At 57.4% G+C, this 20,454-nt stretch carries 17 protein-coding genes; 12 read left to right on the top strand and 5 right to left on the bottom strand.

Going from position 1 to position 20,454, the window contains the following annotated elements; all coding sequences use genetic code 11:
* The first annotated feature begins 24 nt into the window (after positions 1-24).
* Positions 25-552 carry a TIGR02281 family clan AA aspartic protease gene (locus tag Q0778_RS11990; RefSeq protein WP_298300926.1) on the top strand — a complete coding sequence of 176 codons (528 nt, stop codon included), beginning with the start codon at positions 25-27 and terminating at the stop codon, positions 550-552.
* 9 nt (positions 553-561) lie between these two features.
* Here the strand turns inward: Q0778_RS11990 and Q0778_RS11985 are convergent, their stop codons facing one another.
* Positions 562-1,122: a hypothetical protein gene (locus Q0778_RS11985; protein WP_298336349.1), complete on the bottom strand. Its 561-nt coding sequence runs from the start codon at positions 1,120-1,122 to the stop codon at positions 562-564.
* 112 nt (positions 1,123-1,234) lie between these two features.
* Here Q0778_RS11985 and Q0778_RS11980 point away from each other — a divergent pair, with 112 nt between their 5' ends.
* Positions 1,235-2,686: an NAD(P)-binding protein gene (locus tag Q0778_RS11980; protein WP_298336347.1), complete on the top strand. Its 1,452-nt coding sequence runs from the start codon at positions 1,235-1,237 to the stop codon at positions 2,684-2,686.
* 44 nt (positions 2,687-2,730) lie between these two features.
* Entirely contained in the window at positions 2,731-3,486 is a 756-nt protein-coding gene (locus Q0778_RS11975; protein ID WP_298336345.1) for a murein L,D-transpeptidase catalytic domain-containing protein, read from the top strand.
* A 6-nt stretch (positions 3,487-3,492) separates the two neighbouring features.
* Here the strand turns inward: Q0778_RS11975 and Q0778_RS11970 are convergent, their stop codons facing one another.
* Positions 3,493-4,884: a L,D-transpeptidase family protein gene (locus Q0778_RS11970; protein ID WP_298336343.1), complete on the bottom strand. Its 1,392-nt coding sequence runs from the start codon at positions 4,882-4,884 to the stop codon at positions 3,493-3,495.
* 201 nt (positions 4,885-5,085) lie between these two features.
* Here Q0778_RS11970 and Q0778_RS11965 point away from each other — a divergent pair, with 201 nt between their 5' ends.
* From Q0778_RS11965 to Q0778_RS11950, 4 genes are all read left to right on the top strand, one after another.
* A complete protein-coding gene (locus tag Q0778_RS11965; protein WP_298300914.1) occupies positions 5,086-5,988 on the top strand; it encodes a DMT family transporter in 903 nt (300 codons plus the stop codon).
* A 114-nt stretch (positions 5,989-6,102) separates the two neighbouring features.
* A complete protein-coding gene (gene acnA / locus Q0778_RS11960; protein ID WP_298336341.1) occupies positions 6,103-8,775 on the top strand; it encodes an aconitate hydratase AcnA in 2,673 nt (890 codons plus the stop codon).
* A gap of 315 nt (positions 8,776-9,090) precedes the next feature.
* Positions 9,091-9,426, top strand: a complete 336-nt coding sequence (locus Q0778_RS11955) for a hypothetical protein (RefSeq protein WP_298336339.1) — start codon at positions 9,091-9,093, stop codon at positions 9,424-9,426.
* A gap of 121 nt (positions 9,427-9,547) precedes the next feature.
* On the top strand, positions 9,548-11,335 hold the full coding sequence (locus Q0778_RS11950; RefSeq protein ID WP_298336337.1) for a hypothetical protein: 1,788 nt from the start codon (positions 9,548-9,550) through the stop codon (positions 11,333-11,335).
* A gap of 596 nt (positions 11,336-11,931) precedes the next feature.
* Here the strand turns inward: Q0778_RS11950 and ruvB are convergent.
* Positions 11,932-12,978, bottom strand: coding sequence for a Holliday junction branch migration DNA helicase RuvB (gene ruvB / locus Q0778_RS11945; RefSeq protein ID WP_298336335.1), 1,047 nt, complete (start codon positions 12,976-12,978; stop codon positions 11,932-11,934).
* Positions 12,975-13,403: a hypothetical protein gene (locus Q0778_RS11940; protein ID WP_298336333.1), complete on the bottom strand. Its 429-nt coding sequence runs from the start codon at positions 13,401-13,403 to the stop codon at positions 12,975-12,977. The genes ruvB and Q0778_RS11940 overlap by 4 nt, the downstream gene beginning before the upstream one ends.
* 134 nt (positions 13,404-13,537) lie before the next feature.
* On the opposite strand from Q0778_RS11940, the gene Q0778_RS11935 reads away from it, so the two are divergent.
* Positions 13,538-13,873 carry a GIY-YIG nuclease family protein gene (locus tag Q0778_RS11935; RefSeq protein WP_298336331.1) on the top strand — a complete coding sequence of 112 codons (336 nt, stop codon included), beginning with the start codon at positions 13,538-13,540 and terminating at the stop codon, positions 13,871-13,873.
* A 38-nt stretch (positions 13,874-13,911) separates the two neighbouring features.
* On the opposite strand, the gene ruvA is transcribed toward Q0778_RS11935, so the two are convergent.
* On the bottom strand, positions 13,912-14,520 hold the full coding sequence (gene ruvA, locus Q0778_RS11930; RefSeq protein WP_298336329.1) for a Holliday junction branch migration protein RuvA: 609 nt from the start codon (positions 14,518-14,520) through the stop codon (positions 13,912-13,914).
* Positions 14,521-14,663: 143 nt separating this feature from the next.
* Here ruvA and aroC point away from each other — a divergent pair, with 143 nt between their 5' ends.
* The 4 genes from aroC (at position 14,664) to katG (ending at position 20,327) form a co-directional block, all read left to right on the top strand.
* The gene (gene aroC / locus Q0778_RS11925; RefSeq protein WP_298336327.1) at positions 14,664-15,749 is read left to right on the top strand and encodes a chorismate synthase; all 1,086 of its coding nucleotides are present in this window, start codon (positions 14,664-14,666) and stop codon (positions 15,747-15,749) included.
* A 7-nt stretch (positions 15,750-15,756) separates the two neighbouring features.
* Entirely contained in the window at positions 15,757-16,641 is an 885-nt protein-coding gene (locus tag Q0778_RS11920; RefSeq protein ID WP_298336325.1) for an aminoglycoside phosphotransferase family protein, read from the top strand.
* A 37-nt stretch (positions 16,642-16,678) separates the two neighbouring features.
* Positions 16,679-17,569 (top strand): NAD(P)-dependent oxidoreductase, encoded by an 891-nt coding sequence (locus Q0778_RS11915; RefSeq protein WP_298336323.1) that lies wholly within the window; start codon positions 16,679-16,681, stop codon positions 17,567-17,569.
* A 580-nt stretch (positions 17,570-18,149) separates the two neighbouring features.
* Positions 18,150-20,327: a catalase/peroxidase HPI gene (katG, locus tag Q0778_RS11910; RefSeq protein WP_298336321.1), complete on the top strand. Its 2,178-nt coding sequence runs from the start codon at positions 18,150-18,152 to the stop codon at positions 20,325-20,327.
* The last annotated feature ends 127 nt before the right edge of the window (positions 20,328-20,454 follow it).

Here is a 20,454-nt window from a genome sequence, read left to right as displayed (position 1 = left end):
CCTTTTGCCCTAGACGTTGCTGCCATGATTGGACGTTCGCTCGCCCTAACTGCAGGAATTTGCCTCTTCGCAGCGCTTGTCGCTGGGAGCTTTGACGGCAATGGTTCGCCCAATGGCGGCGATTGGGTCCCGCGCAGTGCAGTTGCCCAAAGCGGAACCGCCGGAACAAGTGATTGGAACGCCGGCACCCACACTTTGTCGCGCGAATATGATGGGCATTTCTACGCCAGCACCACCGTGAATGGCGCAAGCCTCCGCATGTTAGTCGACACCGGTGCCAGTGTGATTGCGCTTACCGGATCGGATGCACGTGCAGCTGGCATATACTGGGATCAAAGTGAGGTTAGCCCTGTCGCACGCGGTGCCAGCGGCACCGTTTATGGCGTTGAGCGACAGCTCGAAGTTGTCGATGTCGGTGGGTTCACACGGCGCAATGTGAGGGCGATGATCGTGCCTCAAGGCCTTGATATCTCTCTTCTGGGCCAGTCCTATTTGGGCCAGATCAGCTCGGTCCAGATCGAAGGCAACCGCATGGTGCTGAGCGGGAGTTAGGCACTATTCTCACCGAAGGCTTGGTGGGAAGTATATGTCGATGTAGTCGGTCAGACTGTCGCACCACTCAAATTCACGCAGACGATAGTAGGAACGGTTCTGCGTCACCTCAAAGCGCCACTGCTTAGTTCTGCCACATCCCCGATCCGCATCGGGAGCACCACGAATTTTGATCGTTCCTTCATAAATGAAATAGTCAGAGCCAATCTCCGTTACAAACCCCTCTAGTTCGAGCAAGCTACCATCCTCGCCCCTTTGCCCACCTAAAAGCGACCAATTTCCGGTTTCTGTCACGCCCACCCAAACTGGGCCACGCTCTTCCCAATCGATCCATTGCAGCGTCACGCCCTCATTGCGCATCATCCGCTCTGCGCCCCGTTGATCGAGTATCCGCGTAGGCTGCTCAGGGATTTCGGCTGTTTCTACCGTGATTGTACCAGGCACATCCGTCCGGCTGCTGCGCACAATCTTTAGCTCAGTCAAAGATACCTCGTAACTCTGCGAGCCTGCATCCTCTCTCACTTGAGCTTCACCTTCCTGAGCCATCGCAGCGGTTGCGGCAGCTAACATGCAAAAACTCGCAAAAACGGTTCTGAGGCGTGTTAGGTACAGCATATCTGGTCTCTTTCGTGATTCGAGAGGCACCATAGCAAACCCTTAGGTCCCAAAGGAAAATGCGCGCATGAGGTCCCAAGAAACCGATTACCTTGTCATTGGCGCAGGCGCTGTGGGTTTGGCCTTTGTCGATACATTGCTCGATGAAGATCCCGATTGCCACATTACGATAATCGACAAGCACGCACGGCCCGGCGGGCATTGGAACGATGCCTATTCCTTCGTCGCCCTGCACCAGCCTAGCGCCACCTACGGCGTCAACTCGATGGAGATGTGCCCAGACCGAGTAGATGAGCATGGCCACAACGCTGGCATGTATCCACTCGCGAAACATGCAGAGATCCTTTCCTATTACAGCAAGCTGATGACCGAGCGTTTGGTGCCGAGTGGTCGGGTCACCTATTTACCTTTGACCGAGTATCTAAGCGGCCGGGGTGGGCGGCACAGCGCCCGCAGTATCCTATCAGGCGAAGAACACAGTTTTGTTGTGCGTCGCAAGCTGGTCGATGGCACATGGTTCAAGACCAGCGTCCCCGCGACGCACACGCCGGGCTTTGATATTGCCGAAGGCACGCGTTTTGCGGTGCCCGGAGACTTGCCGAAGCTCTGGATGGAGACAGATAATCTGCCTCAGCACTATTGCATCATCGGTGGCGGCAAGACCGCTATGGACACAGCCGTTTGGTTGCTTGAGGCGGGTGTGCCAGCCGACAAGATCGACTGGGTGCGTCCGCGCGACAGTTGGATGTTCAACCGCAAGCTTCTTCAGCCTGCCTATCACCGGCTTGAGGATTTGGTGCAGTTCCAGGTCGATCTGGTCGAATGCGCCAATGAATCTGAGACCGGCGATGAGATGTTTGCCAAGCTTGATGAGCGCGGCACGATGCTGCGGATCGATGAGAGCGTGACACCCAAAATGTTCCACTTTGCAGTCATTTCTGAGGCCGAAGTGGCCCTGCTAAGGCACATCACCAAGGTCCATCGTAACAGGCGAGTGACCGCGTTGGAGCCTTCGGCCATGGTGTTTGGCCGGGAAAGCGTGGATATGCCCGAAGGCACGCTTTTCATCAATTGCACCGCCAGCGCTGTGCCGTTTGAACAGCGCGACAAGACCCGTCCTTTCTTTGACGGCGACACGATCACTCTACAGCTTGTGCAGTCGCCCTTCGTCCCATACAGCGCCGCGATGGCAGCATTTATCGAGGCCAATTTCGAAACGGACCAAGAGAAGAATAATCTCACCCCGCCAACCCCGCTCACCGACAGCACGGAAACCTATCCTTACGCGGTGATGTCCAATTTGATGAGCACGGCGATCCTCTCTGGTAATGAAAAGACCAATGCTTTCAATGCCAAGAGCCGGTTGCATCCTACGGGGCCAGCGATTGCGAGGATGATGGCGGAAGGCAACCCTAGGCTTGAAGCGCTTTCCGATATCGCCCTCAAAATTAAGACCAATATGCCCGGAGTCATCAAATTGGGCATGGCCGCCAAAGCCATTCACGAGAGGGTAGACTAAGGATTTTTGGGGATTCACGGGAACGTCATTATCCGTTAGATAGTATGTCCGATATGAATCGCCGCGATCTCTTGAAGGGTTCTCTGGCCACCGGCGTTGCGCTGGTCGGGTCGGCCGCGCTCCCAGCATTACCAGCGAAACTGGCCGCAAGGCCGCGCGCAGGAACACCACTTGACCGGACATTGTTCGAAGTGGCGAAGCGAGAGCTCGATAAGGCAGGCGATGCCATCTGGCGGCGCGATATTGTCGGCATTTGTGACTACGGCGTGCATTCAGCACAGCGACGCTTTTATCTGGTCAATCTAAGGCTCGAAGAGGTTCAGGCTTTCCATGTAAGTCATGGGTCTGGCTCTGATCGCAACCATGACGGCTGGCTCGATAGCTACTCCAATGAGGAAGGCTCCCATGCAAGTAGCCGCGGGGCCTATGTCACTTGGGAGTGGTATCAGGGGCGGTATGGCACATCTGTTCGACTTGGTGGGCTGGAGCCCACCAATGAAGCAGCACTGCGCCGCTATATTGTGATGCACCGCGCGGCTTATGCCGAGCCTTCACATTTGCAACGCTGGGGCAAAATGGGCCGCTCACAAGGGTGCTTTGTCTTTGGGACCGACGATTTCCGGCACGTCCTCTTGAACCTTTCCGGCGGACGGCTGCTCTACACTGACAGTCTTGGCATACAGGAAGATGGCGCGATGCTGTCCCGCGAACAGCAGCTCGCGCTAAACAAGCCGAACTTGCAAATGCTGACACCTGACAATCCGAGTGCCATGCAGAGGTACGTACCAGGGGCGTTCTAAGCTGGGCTAACCCGCCAGCGGGTTGTTCTCGATCACGATAACTTCATCATCGCTCTCGCCCGAGCGCTTCTGAACTCGCGGTTTGTCGAGGCTCGCCAGTACCGGCGCATCTCGGCCATAGATGTCGTCAAAGGTCCGAAGCTCGCCATCAATGTCCACACCCATGGTGAAATAGGTGATATAGGCGCTCATCTTCTTTTCAATCATCACCTTGGTGTACTCACCGGAGGTCGCGATCTCGACCGCCTCATCGCGTGTCGCACCTTTGCCAAGTATTGCCATAGTGATCGCGAGTTCGAGAGCCCGCTCGGTGCGGATGCAACCATGTGAAAGCGCGCGCATGTCGTTGTTGAACAAATGGCGTGAGGGCGTATCGTGAAAGAAAATCGCGTGGCGGTTAGGCATCTCCAGCTTCATCCGGCCCAGCGAATTGGTGGGTCCGGGTTGTTGTACAACGCTGATCCAGCCGCTCTCGTGCCGGGTTGCGCGATAGCCTTTCGAGCGCGCCCATGACGGATTATTGAGCACGCGTTGGCCCAGCCCTTCGCCCTTCACGATGGATTGGGGCACGGTCCAGGTGGGGTTGAAGACAACGCCTGAAACAACTTCGGCCAATTGCGGAGTAGCGGTGCGGCCAGGTTTGCCGACGACAGTGCGATAAGTGCTGATGATCTTGTCGGCGACGGTCAAGCGCAGTTGAAATTCCGGCACATTGGTAATCAGATATTGGTTGCCCAGATCACGCGCAAGCCAACGCCAGCGGTCCATATTGGCCCGGATAAGCTTGTGCTTTTCGGCATTCTCCATAGGGGTCACGGCCAGCGCTGCTCGTAGGGCGGCGTAGTCAGGGTGAGTGGGGTGAAGCTTGGCGAGCGTTCCAGCGATATCGCTGGTGCTTATGGCTTCAGCCAAGAGTTCGCGTGAACGGAACCGGTCACGGTCGGGATCGACCACGAACCACTGCACCCGAGCTTCCATCGGCGTGCGCCCATCGCGCAGATCCTCAACCAGCCAGACAAAGTTCTTTGAGGCGAGCTGGTCGAGCGCTTCAGAAGGCCCTTCCGCAGCCAATGCCCTCAGCGCCTCGGCATCGTAGTCAGCTGGGTCCAGTCCCTCAGCCCCGATCCCTTCGATAAACGCGACAAGGGCCGTGACCTGTTCGGGTTCCCAACTTTCAATGATGGGCCCGGGAGGCGCCAAATCGCCCTGCACCAGCGGCTCAGACACCATTTGCGGGAATGCTTCGTCGAAGTTTGTATCGGATGGAGTTTCGGACGGGGCATCAGCTTCAGTTGCGGGCTGTGTCTGATCAACCTGCTCCTCTTGGGCAAGCGCACCCGTGGCCAAAGCTGCCGCTCCGACCCATCCAATCATGACAGTGCCTACCCGTTTGTGCATTTCTTCCACCCAATATAGCCTGCTCAATGTGAGCATTTAGACCACGTTCGAACCCTGTTACGGTGAATATATCGTGTCTTTGCCCCTGCTATCAACTGCAAGAGCTTTCCTCGCGATGAATCGGCCGTGAAAACTTGTCCCGACACGGATAGCACTGATCCACGTGACTGCACGCCAAGAGGTGACTAGAGAGCACCGACAATGTCACGGTCCCTATCATCCGCTCCTTGGCTCCCATTCGCCGCTGCCCTGGCAGGCGTGGGGTTCTTGTCGATGATGGATGCCTTTATGAAAGAGGCTGCGCTCACCACGGGCACATACACCGCAACGGTGCTGCGTTCGCTCATTGGAGCAGCGATCATCGCTCCTGTCTGGCTTTGGAAACGCACGGGTTGGCCTGACCGTCCAACCATGAAACTGCATTTAGAGCGCGGAATAATCAGCGCCATTATGGCTTTGAGCTTCTTCTATTCGCTCACGAAACTTCCACTGGCAGAAGCGATTGCGATCAGCTTCGTTGCGCCTCTGATTGCGCTCTATCTTGCACGTATACTTTTGGGCGAAGAAATCCATGCCAAGGCGATTTTCGCGAGCCTGTTGGGCTTCGCAGGCACTCTGGTCATAATCAGCGGCAAAATTGGCCAGGGCAATTTTGACGATGATGTTGCTTTGGGCCTCGCCGCATTGCTCTTCTCTGCCATGCTCTATGCCTACAATTTCATTGTGATCCGCAAGCAGTCGCAACTGGCGGGGCCAGTTGAAGTTGCGACCTTTCACAGCGGCGTAGGCGGCATTGTGTTGCTCGCGCTCGCACCCTTCCTGGCCACGCCGATTGAAACCGAAGCGCTCGTACCCCTGGTCTCAGCGGGCATGCTCACCGTGCTCGGTGCCATGTCACTGGCCTGGGCTTACGCACGGGCCGAAGCACAGGCACTGGTTCCGATCGAGTACTCTGGGTTCATCTGGGCGAGTGTTCTCGGATGGGCCTTTTTCCGCGAGACCGTCACAGTCCCAACTCTCGCTGGAACACTCTTGATTGTGACCGGTTGCTGGCTGGCTACACGAAAAGGGCAGACTGGCAAGGCCGAGGCTGCCCAGACCTAGCCCATTCAAGGCTTTGCCTTGACCTGGTGGCCTACCTTGCCCAGATCATTTGCAGGAAATGTCGCCTCGCGGACAGGAGATGTACGTGGGGCCAGCCAAAGGGACACTACGCTCATGACCGCTACCGGCAAAGACAGCCTCAACACACGCTCCACCTTAGATGTGAACGGCAAATCCTACGCCTTTTACTCGCTTGCAAAAGTAGCCGAGCAAATGGGCGATGTGTCGAAATTGCCGATTTCGATGAAGGTGCTTCTGGAGAACATGCTGCGCTTTGAGGATGGCGGTTTCACCGTTGGGCGCGAAGATATTCAGGGCATCATCGACTGGCAGGCGAACCCAGTGACGGGCGAGGAGATCCAATACCGCCCTGCCCGCGTGCTCTTACAAGACTTCACCGGCGTTCCTTGCGTTGTGGACTTGGCCGCCATGCGCGATGCGATCAAGAAACTTGGCGGAGACACGGCCAAGATCAATCCACAAGTGCCCGTTGACCTTGTGATCGATCACTCTGTGATGGTCGATGAGTTTGGCCACCCCAAAGCGATGGAAGCCAATATGGCGCTCGAATATGAGCGCAATGCAGAACGCTATGACTTCCTCAAATGGGGCGCGGAGAGCTTTGAAAACTTCTCCGCCGTTCCTCCTGGCACGGGTATCTGTCATCAGGTGAACCTTGAATATATCGGCCGCGGCGTGTGGTCGAGCGAAGACGAAAACGGCGAACTGGTCGCCTATCCTGACACATGCGTGGGCACCGACAGCCACACCACCATGATCAACGGGCTTGGTGTTCTTGGCTGGGGCGTAGGCGGGATTGAGGCAGAGGCTGCCATGCTGGGCCAGCCGATTTCGATGCTGATCCCGGAAGTCGTCGGCTTTAAGCTTACCGGCAAAATGGCCGAAGGTGTGACCGCGACCGACCTTGTACTCACCTGTGTGCAGATGCTGCGCGAAGTCGGCGTGGTCGGCCGCTTTGTCGAGTTTTACGGAGAGGGCGTTGCGAACCTCACCCTCGCTGACCGTGCTACCATCGCCAATATGGCGCCCGAATATGGTGCGACCTGTGGCTTCTTTGGGATCGATAACAAGACGATCGACTATATGCGCCTAACAGGCCGGTCTGAGGACACAATCGCTCTGGTCGAAGCCTACGCCAAGACCCAAGGCATGTGGTTTGATCCAGCGAATGAGCCGGTGTTCTCCAACACGCTTTCGCTTGATGTCGGGACCGTGGTGCCAAGCCTTGCCGGACCAAAGCGCCCGCAGGATCGGATGACGCTCCCGATGGTGGATGAGCTGTTCAATGATGACCTTGAGAAGGTCTATAAGAAGAGCGAACCGGCACGCGTAGATGTGGCTGATACCGATCACGATATCGGCGATGGCGATGTTGTGATTGCGGCGATCACCAGCTGCACCAACACATCGAACCCAGATGTTCTGATTGCCGCCGGCCTCGTTGCCAAGAAGGCAAATGAGCGCGGGTTGCGGCCAAAGCCCTGGGTAAAAACCTCACTTGCTCCGGGCAGCCAGGTGGTAACAGACTACCTTGTGAAGTCAGGGCTTCAGGATGACCTCGACGCGGTAGGCTTTGACCTCGTGGGCTATGGCTGCACAACCTGTATTGGCAACTCGGGCCCTCTCGCGGCGCCCATCAGCCAAGCCATCAACGGCAATGATATTGTCGCTGCCTCCGTACTTTCAGGCAACCGCAACTTCGAAGGCCGCGTGTCGCCTGACGTTCGCGCAAATTTCTTGGCCAGCCCGCCGCTGGTGGTCGCCTATGCGATCAAAGGCACTGTGACTGAAGACATCACCGAAACACCGCTTGGCCAAGACCAAGACGGTAATGACGTCATGCTCGCAGACCTGTGGCCTTCCAATGCCGAAATCGCTGAGCACCGCGCGGCCAATATTGATCGTTCCATGTTCGTTGACCGCTATGCCAACGTGTTTGACGGCGATGAGCATTGGCAGGCGATCACGGTTGAGCCCTCCGACACCTATCAGTGGCGCGCAGGCTCCACCTACATCGCCAATCCGCCGTACTTTGAAGGCATGGAGATGACGCCTGCACCGATCACCGACATCGTCGATGCAAAGCCGCTTGCTATCCTTGGCGATAGTGTGACGACCGATCACATCTCACCTGCTGGTGCGATCAAGGAAGACAGCCCTGCTGGCTCCTATCTCAAAGGCAATCAGGTCGCTCGAAAGGACTTCAACTCCTATGGCTCGCGCCGAGGTAATCACGATGTGATGATGCGCGGCACCTTTGCCAATATCCGCATCAAAAACGAGATGACCCCCGGAATTGAAGGCGGCGTCACCACCTACAATGGCGAGCAAATGCCGATCTATGACGCAGCGATGCGTCATAAGGAAAACGGCACGCAGCTTATCGTGGTTGGCGGCAAGGAATATGGCACTGGCTCGTCACGCGATTGGGCTGCCAAAGGCACGATCTTGCTCGGTGTGCGCGCAGTCATTGTTGAGAGCTATGAGCGTATTCACCGTTCAAACCTCGTGGGCATGGGCGTTCTCCCCTTGCAGTTCAAAGAGGGTGACACGCGCCAAAGCCTAGATCTCGATGCCGATTGCACCTTCTCGATTAAGGGTCTCGCAAGCCTTAAACCCGGTCAAGATGTTGAAGTCGAGACGGCAAGAGCGGATGGTTCAAACTTCACATTCACAGCACTTTGCCGTATAGATACTGAAAATGAGATGGAATATTATCGCAATGGCGGCATCCTCCATTACGTTTTGAGAAAGCTTGCTGCTTAAGGGACCAGCATTCTACTTATGATTAGACGCCTCACATTCTGCACTCTGATGGCGCTGGCAATTTCTGCCTGCGCACCGAGCGGCAATGATGGAAAGGACGCACCGTCGAACGCACCTTTTGGGTATGAGTTCGCTCACCTTGAAGCGCATAATGCGGGAGAACTGCGGGCGCCGTCGAGGTAATGACGCTTAAGAAACCACCGGTGCGCAGGTATTGACACTTGGTCGAACACAACTGGTTTTGCGAAAGCAATGAATTAGGACGGATTTGGCATATGCCAGATATCAGGCACTTCATTAGGGGGAATACTCGAAATGCTCATTTCATCAGTCTTAACTGCCGGTTTGCTCGCGTCAGTTCAGGCCGCGCCACCTGTCTCCGCCCCGGAAGCACCCCCGGCTCCTGAGAGAACCGCAGATGTTACCGAAGTCGCGCTCGCCGAGCCAGAGGCCTCGGTCGTCTCAGAAGAGCCCGTTGTGAATGACGAGGACAAGATCATTTGTCGTCGGACTGCCATTGTCGGTTCTCGCTTTAAGAAACGCCTTTGCGGAACTCAAAAAGAATGGGAATCGATGCGACAGCGCAGCCGAGATGCGACGCAGGGCATGCAACGCTCTGGCAGAGGCCTAGAGCCAGACACTGGCGGTTAGATCAGAGTTCCAATTCATCACTAAAAGAGGCGGCTTCCCGAGTTGGAAAGCCGCCTTTTTTGTTAGCCGCCCTTTTAGGAGCGTTTAGACTTCGGCACCTTGACTTCCACCGGCCATCTTTTTGCCGAGTGCTCTGCGCGAAAGGATCGCACCTGCGGCAAGGCCAAACAGGATCATCATTGGCGGAGCTGGAACGTCGGTGCCGCCGCTGCTGGTCGATGTGCCGCCACTTGAACTGGAGCTTGAAGAACTAGAGCTTGAGCTGCTTGACGAAGAACCTGAGGTCGAGGTTGTTCCGCCAAAGCTCGTGCTTCCGCCCGAGCTGGTCGAAGTCGAGGAGCTTGAGCTGCCACTGGAAGAAGTACTCGTTGAGCCTCCAGATGTGCCACCCGAACTGCTGCTGGACGACGAACTTGAGCCAGAAGACGAAGAGCTGGAACTACCGCCAAAGCTGGTTGAACCACCAGAACCGCCCGACGAGCTGCTGCTCGAGGAAGAGCTTGAACTAGACGAAGACGAGGAGCCTGAGCTGCCGCCAAAGCTGCTAGAACCGCCGGAGCCGCCTGAAGAACTGCCGCTTGATGAGGAGGAGCCTGAGCTGGATGAGGACGAGCCGCCAAAGCTGGTTGAACCGCCGGTGCTGCCACCAGGATGCCCGGAAGTGCCGCCTGATGTTGTGCTCGATGCACCGCCAGAAGAGCTACTGCTGCTCGAAGAAGAGCTTGAGCTCGAAGACGAAGAACTGCCACCAAAGCTGCTCGAGCCGCCGGAGCTTGCACCGCCCGAAGACGATGACGAAGAACTCGACGAGGAGCTGCTGGACGAGCTGGTTGAGCTGCTGAAGTTGCCCGAGCTGCCGCCGCTGGTCGCACCGCCTGAACTTCCGCCGCCCGAAGAAGACGAGCTGCTCGAAGAAGAGCTTGAGCTGGAAGACGATGAGGAGCCTGAACCCCCACTGGTGTTGCCACCACTGCTCCCGCCTGAAGAGCTCGACGAGGAAGAAGAGCTGCTGCTGGAGGAAGACGAACCTGAGCCTCCGCTAGTGCCGTCCATGTTACCAGAGCTGGTCCCGCCCATATTGCCCGAACTACCGCCGCTCGAAGAGCTTGATGAGGACGAACTACTGGAGGACGAGGAGGAAGAACTCGACGATGAGCCTCCACCGGTGCTGGTGCTCGAGACATTGCCTGACGTGCTGGAGATGTTGCCGGATGTCGTGCTTGTACTCGACACGTTGCCGGAGGTCGTGCTCGTGCTTGAGACATTGCCCGACGTGCTGCTCGTGCTCGATACATTCCCCGAGGTCGTAGACGTACTCGATACGTTTCCTGAGGTCGTCGATGTACTCGACACATTCCCTGAAGTCGTGGAACTTGAGACGTTGCCAGAGGTCGTCGACGTAGTGCTCGAAACATTGCCCGAAGTCGAAGTTGAAACGTTGCCCGAAGTCGAAGTTGAAACGTTGCCCGAAGTGGTCGAGCTTGAGACATTACCTGAGGACGATACATTCCCTGAGGTAGTGGTTGTCGTCGTCGTTGTCGTCGTGCTTGTCGGCGTTCCGCCCGAGCTTGTACCGCCTGAGGTGCTCACATCACCCGATGTGCTGGCGCCACCGGTGCTGGTGCTGCCGCCGCTGGTGCTGGTGCTAGAACCGCCAGAACCACCTGACCCTCCGGTTGTGGTTGAGATAGAGACATCGCCCGAAGACGATCCACCGCCGCCTCCGCCGCCAAAGAAACCGCCTAGGAAACCTCCTCCGAAACCACCACCAAATCCGCCGAGCCCGCCACCAACAGCGATTGGACCGCCAAAGCCGCCACCGCCGCCGCGGATAGGCGGAAGGGGTGGAAGCGGAGCAGGCGCATATGCGACCTGGGCAATCGGTGGGCATTCCGCGTCATCGAAATAGGCGTTGACTGCGCCGTCGGGCAGAGGTGCGGAACCGGCAACCGCACCAGTCGCACCTGAAGGCGCGTAGCCGCCCGGCACTGGTTGGCACTCAATGGTGCGCTCAACAATGCGACGACGACGGTCAGGCTCCACCTCAGGAAGAGGCGGCAATTCGCGGGCACGGTCCGTCTTCACGTAACGTGGCTGAGCCACCCCTTGCGTCTTTAGATAACGCGGCTCGCCGATCGGCTGAGCCACGGGGAGCGCTTTGGAGTCCACAAGCTTGCCATCCGCATCGGAGGCGAAACGTGGCTCATCGGTGTTCATCGGCTCGGCCATCCGAACCGCCCCACCCTGCAGAAGCGCAACGCCGGCAGCGGTTGCCGCGAGCTTAGCTGTTACCATTTTGATCGACATAAAACCGAACCTTAGCTTGTAATGGTCAGGCGCAGCCGGTCCGCACCTTCACCAAATCCAAAACTATGATGGTCTTGTAATTCGCTTCACCGCAACGCGGTTAACCATGTTCGGAGGCCGCTTCAGCACCCTAAGGGAGCGGATCGGGGATGTTTTCAGGTTCGCTGTCCCGTTTTGGAACCGAAATTAACCGCAATGTTAGCCGTTTTCATCGAACAGGCCGCTCTGCGTGGGGTTCCCGCGAAGAATCGGTTTGGCCATTTCAAGGTGCTCCCACCCGGCATCATTAAGCATACGGCCACGCTCTGTTCGTGCAATTAGACCCAACTGAATAAGGTAGGGCTCGATCACTTCTTCGACCGTGTCGCGTTGCTCGGCGAGCCCTGCGGTCAGCGCCGCTGCGCCCACGGGACCGCCTTTGTAAGTGGTCGCAATCATAGTGAGATACCGCCGGTCCATCGCGTCCAGTCCCAGCCGGTCGATCTCAAGCCGGGTCAGCGCATTGTCGGCGATTGCCTGCGTGACGGTGCTTTGCCCTGCCACTTGAGCAAAGTCTCTCACCCGCCGGAGCAAGCGACCTGCCACACGCGGCGTCCCGCGCGAGCGACGCGCAATCTCACGCGCGCCTGCAGGCTCAATGTCCAACCCCAGCAGGTTCGCTGCACGCGTCACCACCAAATCAAGTTCATCATGGGAGTAAAACTGGAGGCGCACGGGGATGCCGAAACGGTCGCGTAAAGGCGTTGTCAGCAGCCCTTGGCGGGTGGTCGCGCCGATCAAAGTGAAGGGCGGCAAGTCGATCCGAACACTGCGCGCAGAAGGCCCTTCCCCGATGATGATGTCGAGCGCGCGGTCCTCCATCGCGGGGTAGAGCACCTCCTCCACCACCGGGTTCAATCGGTGAATTTCGTCGATGAAAAGGACGTCGTGGGGCTCAAGGTTTGTGAGCAGCGCTGCAAGGTCTCCGGCCTTGGCGATCACGGGGCCTGACGTAGAGCGAAAACCCACACCCAGCTCGCCCGCGACGATCTGAGCAAGCGTGGTCTTTCCAAGCCCCGGCGGCCCATGGAACAAGGTGTGATCCATCGCCTCCCCGCGAGCTTTAGCGCTGGCGATGAAGACCGAGAGGTTGTCCTTGGCGCTCTCCTGACCAATGAATTCAGCGAGGCGCTTTGGGCGCAGAGCTGTGTCCGGATCGCCGGGCTGGTTCTCGCCTGAGTGGATGGGTGGGTCAGCGTCGGTCAATATAGCCCCCCACTTCCAACGACACCGAAGAACTCACCTTTGCGATATACCTGCCAGATTTCGTACCCGCTTGATGAAGAAACTATCTGGAAGATTAGCCCATCGCCCACTTGAATGCTCAAATCTCCGGTCTTTCGATCAATGTCCAGTCTACTTATCACGTATCCGTTCAGCGCGTCGTTAGCCTGCACTTTTGCATCGACTGGTTCAGGTAGGCCGAACTTATGGCCATCGTCTTCGTCCGTAACGATGATGCTCTTTGCACCAATCAAACGCCAGCTGAGCGTTGTTATAACAAAGTCTTGGCCAATAAGAACAGACCACTGGCTGGTATCTCTCTCCAATCGGACATACAATCCGATCAAGAGTTCCATGAGCTCTTTTTCAAAGGCTTGAGTGGCTGATTGTTTGCGGAGGAACTTCATCCCGTTCTCTCCGCATCAAGCTGACAAATGGATACTGAAACGAGTTCAGCATGACGGGGTTTTAATCGGGATGCTTTGCCAATTTCGTCACCCTGAACTTGTTTCAGGGTCCATTTCGCGTAACGCTCTGAGCCATGCCCATTGAGCGGAACCCGTGCGTCTATATCCTTGCCAGCAAACCCTACGGGACGCTCTACATCGGTGTCACAAGCGACCTGATCAAACGGCTTTGGCAGAACCGTGAGGGCGCCGTCGAGGGCTTCACTTCGCGACACAAAGTCCACCGGCTCGTTCGATATGAGATGTTTGGCGACATGCCCTCCGCGATCACACGGGAGAAACAGCTCAAGAATTGGCGACGCCAATGGAAGATCAATTTGATCGAGAGCGAGAACCCCGATTGGCATGACCTGACCGTCGGGCTCGGCTTGCCTCCGCTGGAACAGAGTGGGAGGCAGGATGGATCCTGAAACAAGTCCAGGATGACGAGTAAGGGTGTGGCCTCCCATCACCCAGCCGCCTTCTTCAGCGCCACGCGGATCAAGTCGCCCTCGCTCGCACCCTCGCCCAGTTCCTCCACCGCCCGCAACACCGCATGCGCCGCAATCGCTGGCTTAAACCCGAGGTTCTCCAAAGCGCTAACCGCATCTGCGCTCGCGCCGCCTTTGGGAGCTGCACCGCCCACGCCAGCGCCAGCCATACCGCCACCTGGAAGCGCGCCTGCCTTGTCCTTCAGCTCATTGACGATCCGCCCCGCAAGCTTTGGCCCCACGCCGTTCGCGCGCGCCACGCTGGCCGCATCGCCGCTGGCACAGGCATCGCGCAATTCGCCGGTCGAGAGCGCGGAGAGGATCGCCAAGCCCACCTTGGAGCCCACGCCCTGCACTTGTGTCAAAAGGCGGAACCAATCGCGCTCTGCACTTTGGGCAAAGCCAAGCAGGCGCATGTCGTTCTCCGACACCTGCATATCGGTGTGGACCGTGCAGCCCTCGCCCACCTCGCCCAAAGCCGACAAGGTGCGCGCAGAGCAGTGGACCAGATAGCCCACGCCTTGCACATCGACGATGGCCCAATCCTCGCCAATGGAATCCAGCCTGCCGGAAAGCTTTGCAATCATACGTCTTCCTTGGCGCTACCGCTTAGCGGCTTGAGCGCGTTTTGTTCTTGAAGGAAACGCCCGGCAAGCGCCAGAGCCAACTGGCCGTTTTGCGCAAGTGATCCTCTCGACAAAAGGTCCTCACGCGCTATTGGCTTGCCCTTATGAGTTATAACACCTTCGGGCGGGTCTTCCGCTTTACCACTTGGGGAGAGAGCCACGGGCCGGGATTGGGCGCGATTATTGACGGCTGCCCGCCGAATATCCCGCTTACCGAGAAGGACATTCAGCCCTATATGAATGCGCGCCGTCCGGGGCAAAGCAAATACACCACACAGCGGCAGGAAGCGGATCAGGTTCGCATCTTGTCAGGCGTTTTTACCGATGATGCGGGCGAACAGGTCACAACGGGCACGCCGATTCATCTGATGATCGAGAACACCGATCAGCGCTCAAAAGACTATTCAGAGATCGCCAAAAGCTACCGTCCGGGCCACGCCGATTACACCTATGATGCCAAATACGGCATTCGCGATTATCGCGGTGGCGGCCGATCGAGTGCGCGGGAGACCGCCGCACGCGTGGCCGCTGGCGCAATCGCACGGTTGGTTATCCCCGAGGTCAAAATCACGGCATTCGTCTGCGAAATCGGCGGCGACACAATCGACCGCGATGCGATTATCTATGAGAACATCACCAAGAACCCCTTCTTCTGCCCTGACAGTTGGGCTGCCAAGCGCTGGGAGGAATTGGTTGATGGTGCGCGCAAAAGTGGCTCGTCATTGGGCGCGGTGGTCGAGTGCGTGGCAGAAGGTGTCCCGGCAGGATGGGGCGCGCCTGTTTACGCGAAACTAGACAGCGAGCTTGCCGCAGCCATGATGACGATCAACGCGACGAAGGGCATTGAGATTGGCGATGGTTTTGAAGCAGCCCGCCTGACGGGTGAGCAAAATGCCGATGCAATGACGCCGGGTGAAGACGGCAAACCCGTCTATGCCAGCAATCATGCAGGCGGTACGGCTGGCGGCATTTCCACGGGTCAGCCTGTGGTGTGCCGGGTCGCGTTTAAGCCAACCTCTTCAATCCTGACACCTGTCGACACCGTCACCTCTGACGGGGAGGCGACACAAGTGCGCACCAAAGGCCGGCATGACCCCTGTGTAGGCATTAGGGGCGCTCCAGTGGTCGAAGCAATGATGGCGCTGGTGCTGGCCGATCAAAAATTGCTGCACCGCGCGCAAATGGGTTGAGGCGGATGTGACCGCTAAGCGAACCCTTGAGCGGTTGATCGCGCACCACTTTCCTGGAGCACAGCTTCAGTCATTTAGCGCTCTCGCCGGCGGTGTTAGCGCCGATGTGTCACTTTTGGAACTCATTCTTGCGGATGGCACGCCGCGAAAACTTGTTTTGCGCGCGCACGGGAAACGGCACTGTGGCCTTCCTCTAGGCACTGAATTTGATTTGCTGCGCGCTTTAGCCTCGGCCAGCCTTCCGGTTCCGGAACCGCTGGACAAGGACGAAAGCAATGCGATCTTGGAGCACCCTTATGTGCTGCTCGAGTATGTCGAGGGCTCAACTGAGATTCCCTCAGACTGCGTGGGTGAGCGCATTGACGCGATGGCGCAACAATTGGTCGCGATTCATCAATCAGACACCGCGGCTCTTCCTGCGCTTCCGCCACGGAGTGACCCAGTGCCGGAGCTGCTTGGCTTTCTGGGAGAAGATGCTGAATGGGACCGGTTACGAGCAGCCTTGCGTTTGCTCGGCGATTGTCCATCAACCAGTCGAATTTCGCTGCTCCACGGAGATTACTGGCCGCAGAATATCATCTGGAAAAATAATGCTGTCGCAGCGGTGATCGATTGGGAGGATGCTGGCCTTGGCGATCCGATCTCTGATGTGGCCTGCGCGTGCCTCGAACTAAGCTATCTCTACGGTCAAGAGGGCGCGGCCCAGTTTAGCGAATCCTACCAAAAAGCTTTGCCAGTCGACCCATTCCGGTTTGCGCTTTGGCAGGCCTATGTCGCGGCTTCAGGAGTTCAAAGCATGGGGAATTGGGGATTACCCCCCGAACGGGTAGCATCGATGCGAATGGTTGCGCGTGCCTCTATTCGAGAGGCGACAACGAAGATCATCAGATAGCTTTCCGCACCAGTATGATTGTGGCAAGACCCACCACATGAAGATCATCCTCACCGGTTCCTCGGGCCGCATTGGTCGCGCCATCTTCGGCAGTCTTGCTCCCGAGCATGAGGTGATTGGCGTTGATACTCATGCCTTCTCAACAACGCAGGTAATGGGTGACTGCGCTGATGAGGGGACAATGCGACCGCTGCTGGAAAGCGCGGATGCAGTCATTCACACTGCTGGCCCCCACGCGCCGCATGTAGGCGAAGTCTCCGATGATGAGTTTGAACGCGTCAATGTACAGGCGACCGGGCAACTCTATGAATGGGCGCGCGCGAGTGGAGTTGGACGCTACGTCTACACCTCTACCACCGCGCTTTATGGTCACGCGATTGTGCCAGCGAACTGCACATGGGTCGATGAGACGACCGCCCCCTTGCCCAAGAGCATCTACCACCGCAGCAAACTTGCTGGCGAAGAGCGTCTGGAAGCGTTGGCAACTATTGACCTGCCGGTTCGCGTGCTGCGCATGTCGCGCTGCTTTCCTGAGAATGCAGCCCTTATGGCAACCTACCGCCTTCATCGCGGCGTGGATGCTCGTGATGTGGGAGAAGGGCACAGACTTGCGCTTGACCATAAGGGACCAGCTTTCACGCGGTTCATTTTATCGGGGGCAACACCCTTCACCCGCGAGGACTGCGAAGGACTTGTAAGCGATGCCCCCGCCATCATCCGGGCACGAGCTCCCAAACTCGCCAGAGCATTCGCCACTCGCGGTTGGGATCTGCCGCGATCAATCGATCGGGTTTACGATCCCGGCGCTGCTCAGGCACAGATGGGTTGGCGAACGAAATGGGGCTGGGAAGAAGTTTTGGCCCAGTTGGAACGGAACGATCTTGAAGTCTTGCCATACAAAGCGGCCGCCGCACCCAATAGTGAGTAGTCTAAAATACTGTTCTGCAAGGCTATCCATAGTTGTCACGTCCCCTAGATCGCGATTGTCTTATCCGCAGCACCCGGGTATGGGGCTCGCGAACACGAAACCCCGAATAGGTTACATCAGTTTTTTCGATTGCATTGATCGCAACTCTCAACTTCCATTGCAGACGGATTCCCCTATTTCAGAATGCATCGGGTCCACCCCACCCGATACTGACGTTACCGGCTAATCCCCCCTCTCCCCGCCGGATCGTCCCTCCAACTCGGCCAAGCCCAACCAAGTTTGGGTTTGCGCCCTAAAGAACCGGAAGCCTGCTGGCTCCCTCCCCTTACCCCCCTTTGCGGTTACGGCGGCTTCCGGTTCCTCTTTTTCTCGAAATCCGATTGAAGGTTGCGACTGAGTTGTGCTCGTTCGCTGATGCTTCGCGATCTGCAAGAATACCCATCGCGTCATCGGAATTTGCAATCAATCTCGACAGTTTAATCGATTGGACCGGGGCATTCATTTCAATCAGTGAGGGGTCAGAGCTCCCGCCGACGAGTCGGGCGTAATGATCCCTAACGACCCCTAAGGAGAAGAGACAATGGACGCGAAGACCGGTGATATCAGCGGCTGCCCATTCCACGGCGACGGCGCAAGCCGCACGCTGCTGGGCCGCCAGAACAAAGATTGGTGGCCTGAGGCAACCGACCTTGGACTTCTGACCGAGCAAGGCAAATCCGCCAACCCCTATGGCGAAGACTTTGACTACGCCGCTGCTTTCAATGCGATTGATTACAGCGCGTTGAAAGCAGACCTGACGGCCCTGATGACTGATGATCAGGACTGGTGGCCTGCGGACTATGGTCACTACGGCCCGTTCTTCATCCGCATGGCATGGCACGCAGCTGGCACTTATCGCACAGGTGATGGCCGCGGCGGTGCAGGTTCAGGTCAACAGCGTTTTGCGCCGCTCAACAGCTGGCCAGACAACGGCAACCTCGACAAGGCGCGCCGTCTTCTTTGGCCGATCAAACAGAAATACGGCAAAGGCATCAGCTGGGCTGACCTTTTCGTGCTTGCTGGTAACGTTGCGATCGAAAGCATGGGCGGGCCCGTCTTTGGCTTCGGCGGCGGTCGCCCAGACGTCTACGAGCCAGAAATGGTGTATTGGGGCACGGAAGACCAATGGGTCGACACCGGCGCTGAAACTCGCATCCAGCCTGACAAGGAAATGGAGCTCGAAAACCCACTCGCAGCGATCCAAATGGGTCTCATCTATGTGAACCCAGAAGGTCCAGGCGGGAATCCGCACGATGCCGAAGGCATGGCCCGCGATATGCGTCGCACCTTTGCCAATATGGCGATGAATGACGAGGAAACCGTCGCTCTTACTGCTGGTGGTCACGCCTTTGGTAAGGCGCACGGCGCACAGCCATCGGACACTTTCTCAGAGTCGCCTGAAAGCGAAGCTCTGCACCAGCAAGGCTTTGGTTGGCTGACCGACGCCGATGAAATCGCCAAGGGTCACATCACGACCTCAGGCATCGAAGGCGCCTGGTCGAACAACCCAACATCGTGGAGCCACGACTACTTCCGTCTGCTGTTCAAGTACGACTATGAGCTCGTGCAAAGCCCCGCTGGCGCAAACCAGTGGCAGCCGATCAATCAGTCTGAAGAAGACATGGCACCAGATGCGCGGGACCCGAACAAGAAGGTCCCAACCATGATGACCACGGCTGATATGGCTCTTAAGCGCGATCCGGAATACGCGAAAATTTCGAAGCGCTTCCTTGAGAACCCAGAGCAGCTCGACAATGCATTTGCGCGTGCATGGTTCAAACTGTGCCACCGGGACATGGGTCCAAAGACTCGTTACCAAGGCCCAGAAGTTCCAGCAGAAGACCTGATCTGGCAAGATCCAGTGCCTGCTGGCACGGCGCCTTCGGCAGCTGAAGCGGACGCGTTTAAAGCAGCAATCCTCGCCTCTGGCCTGTCGGTCAGCGAGCTTGTGAAAGCAGCTTGGGCATCAGGCAGCACATACCGCAACTCTGACCACCGTGGTGGTACAGACGGCGCACGTGTTCGCTTGGCACCGCAAAACGATTGGGCAGCAAACGATCCAGCAGAGCTTTCAAACGTTCTTGCCAAGATCGAAGAGCTTCGTGGCTCTATCTCGGTTGCTGATGCGATCGTACTTGCTGGTAACGCAGCAGTTGAGAAAGCGGCAGCCGACGCTGGCTTCACCGTAAGCGTACCGTTCACCGGTGGCCGCGGCGATGCAAGCGCTGAGCAAACCGATGCAGAGAGCTTCGAGCCGCTTGAGCCGCTTGCCGATGGTTTCCGTAACTATCTGAAGACCAAGCTCTCGGTGAAAACTGAAGACATGATGATCGACAAGGCGCACCTTTTGGGCCTTTCACTTCCAGAGCTTACCGTTCTGGTCGGCGGTCTTCGCGCTTTGGGTGCGGTCAGCGGCAACACCGGCCACGGTGTCTTCACCGACCGTCCGGGCGTGCTCAGCACGGACTTCTTCACCAACCTTCTCGACATGAGCACCAAATGGACCCCGGTCGATGGCTCCGGCGATGAGGAATATGTGGGCACAGATCGCAAGACCGGCGCTGAGAAGTTCCGCGCAACCCGCGCTGACCTGATCTTCGGCTCCAACTCGCAGCTTCGCGCACAAGCGGAAGTCTATGCGGAGAACGGTGCAGGCGAGAAGTTCGTGAACGACTTCGTCGCAGCCTTCACCAAGGTCATGAATGCAGGTCGTTTCTAGGGGTAGCTCCTAAGGCGAGATGCCGAACCAAGATCGGAGCCATCCCCCCAGGCTCCTTGACTTGGGTCACTAAAGGCCCTCGGCGAAACGCTCGCCGGGGGCCTTTTTATTGCGGTTGCCACGGTAT

Source organism: uncultured Erythrobacter sp. (genome assembly GCF_947502395.1).
Lineage (GTDB): Bacteria > Pseudomonadota > Alphaproteobacteria > Sphingomonadales > Sphingomonadaceae > Erythrobacter.
The sequence above is the reverse complement of the archived record's forward strand: the minus strand, read 5'-3'. Positions and strand labels throughout refer to the sequence as shown.

What these genes read in the sequence shown, in the direction of transcription:
- Q0778_RS11990 (WP_298300926.1), top strand. Translation starts at nt 25, where the DNA reads ATGATTGGACGTTCGCTCGCCCTAACTGCAGGAATTTGCCTCTTCGCA.
- Q0778_RS11985 (WP_298336349.1), bottom strand. Translation starts at nt 1,122, where the DNA reads ATGTTAGCTGCCGCAACCGCTGCGATGGCTCAGGAAGGTGAAGCTCAA.
- Q0778_RS11980 (WP_298336347.1), top strand. Translation starts at nt 1,235, where the DNA reads ATGAGGTCCCAAGAAACCGATTACCTTGTCATTGGCGCAGGCGCTGTG.
- Q0778_RS11975 (WP_298336345.1), top strand. Translation starts at nt 2,731, where the DNA reads ATGTCCGATATGAATCGCCGCGATCTCTTGAAGGGTTCTCTGGCCACC.
- Q0778_RS11970 (WP_298336343.1), bottom strand. Translation starts at nt 4,884, where the DNA reads ATGCACAAACGGGTAGGCACTGTCATGATTGGATGGGTCGGAGCGGCA.
- Q0778_RS11965 (WP_298300914.1), top strand. Translation starts at nt 5,086, where the DNA reads ATGTCACGGTCCCTATCATCCGCTCCTTGGCTCCCATTCGCCGCTGCC.
- acnA (WP_298336341.1), top strand. Translation starts at nt 6,103, where the DNA reads ATGACCGCTACCGGCAAAGACAGCCTCAACACACGCTCCACCTTAGAT.
- Q0778_RS11955 (WP_298336339.1), top strand. Translation starts at nt 9,091, where the DNA reads ATGCTCATTTCATCAGTCTTAACTGCCGGTTTGCTCGCGTCAGTTCAG.
- Q0778_RS11940 (WP_298336333.1), bottom strand. Translation starts at nt 13,403, where the DNA reads ATGAAGTTCCTCCGCAAACAATCAGCCACTCAAGCCTTTGAAAAAGAG.
- Q0778_RS11935 (WP_298336331.1), top strand. Translation starts at nt 13,538, where the DNA reads ATGCCCATTGAGCGGAACCCGTGCGTCTATATCCTTGCCAGCAAACCC.
- ruvA (WP_298336329.1), bottom strand. Translation starts at nt 14,520, where the DNA reads ATGATTGCAAAGCTTTCCGGCAGGCTGGATTCCATTGGCGAGGATTGG.
- aroC (WP_298336327.1), top strand. Translation starts at nt 14,664, where the DNA reads ATGAGTTATAACACCTTCGGGCGGGTCTTCCGCTTTACCACTTGGGGA.
- Q0778_RS11915 (WP_298336323.1), top strand. Translation starts at nt 16,679, where the DNA reads ATGAAGATCATCCTCACCGGTTCCTCGGGCCGCATTGGTCGCGCCATC.
- katG (WP_298336321.1), top strand. Translation starts at nt 18,150, where the DNA reads ATGGACGCGAAGACCGGTGATATCAGCGGCTGCCCATTCCACGGCGAC.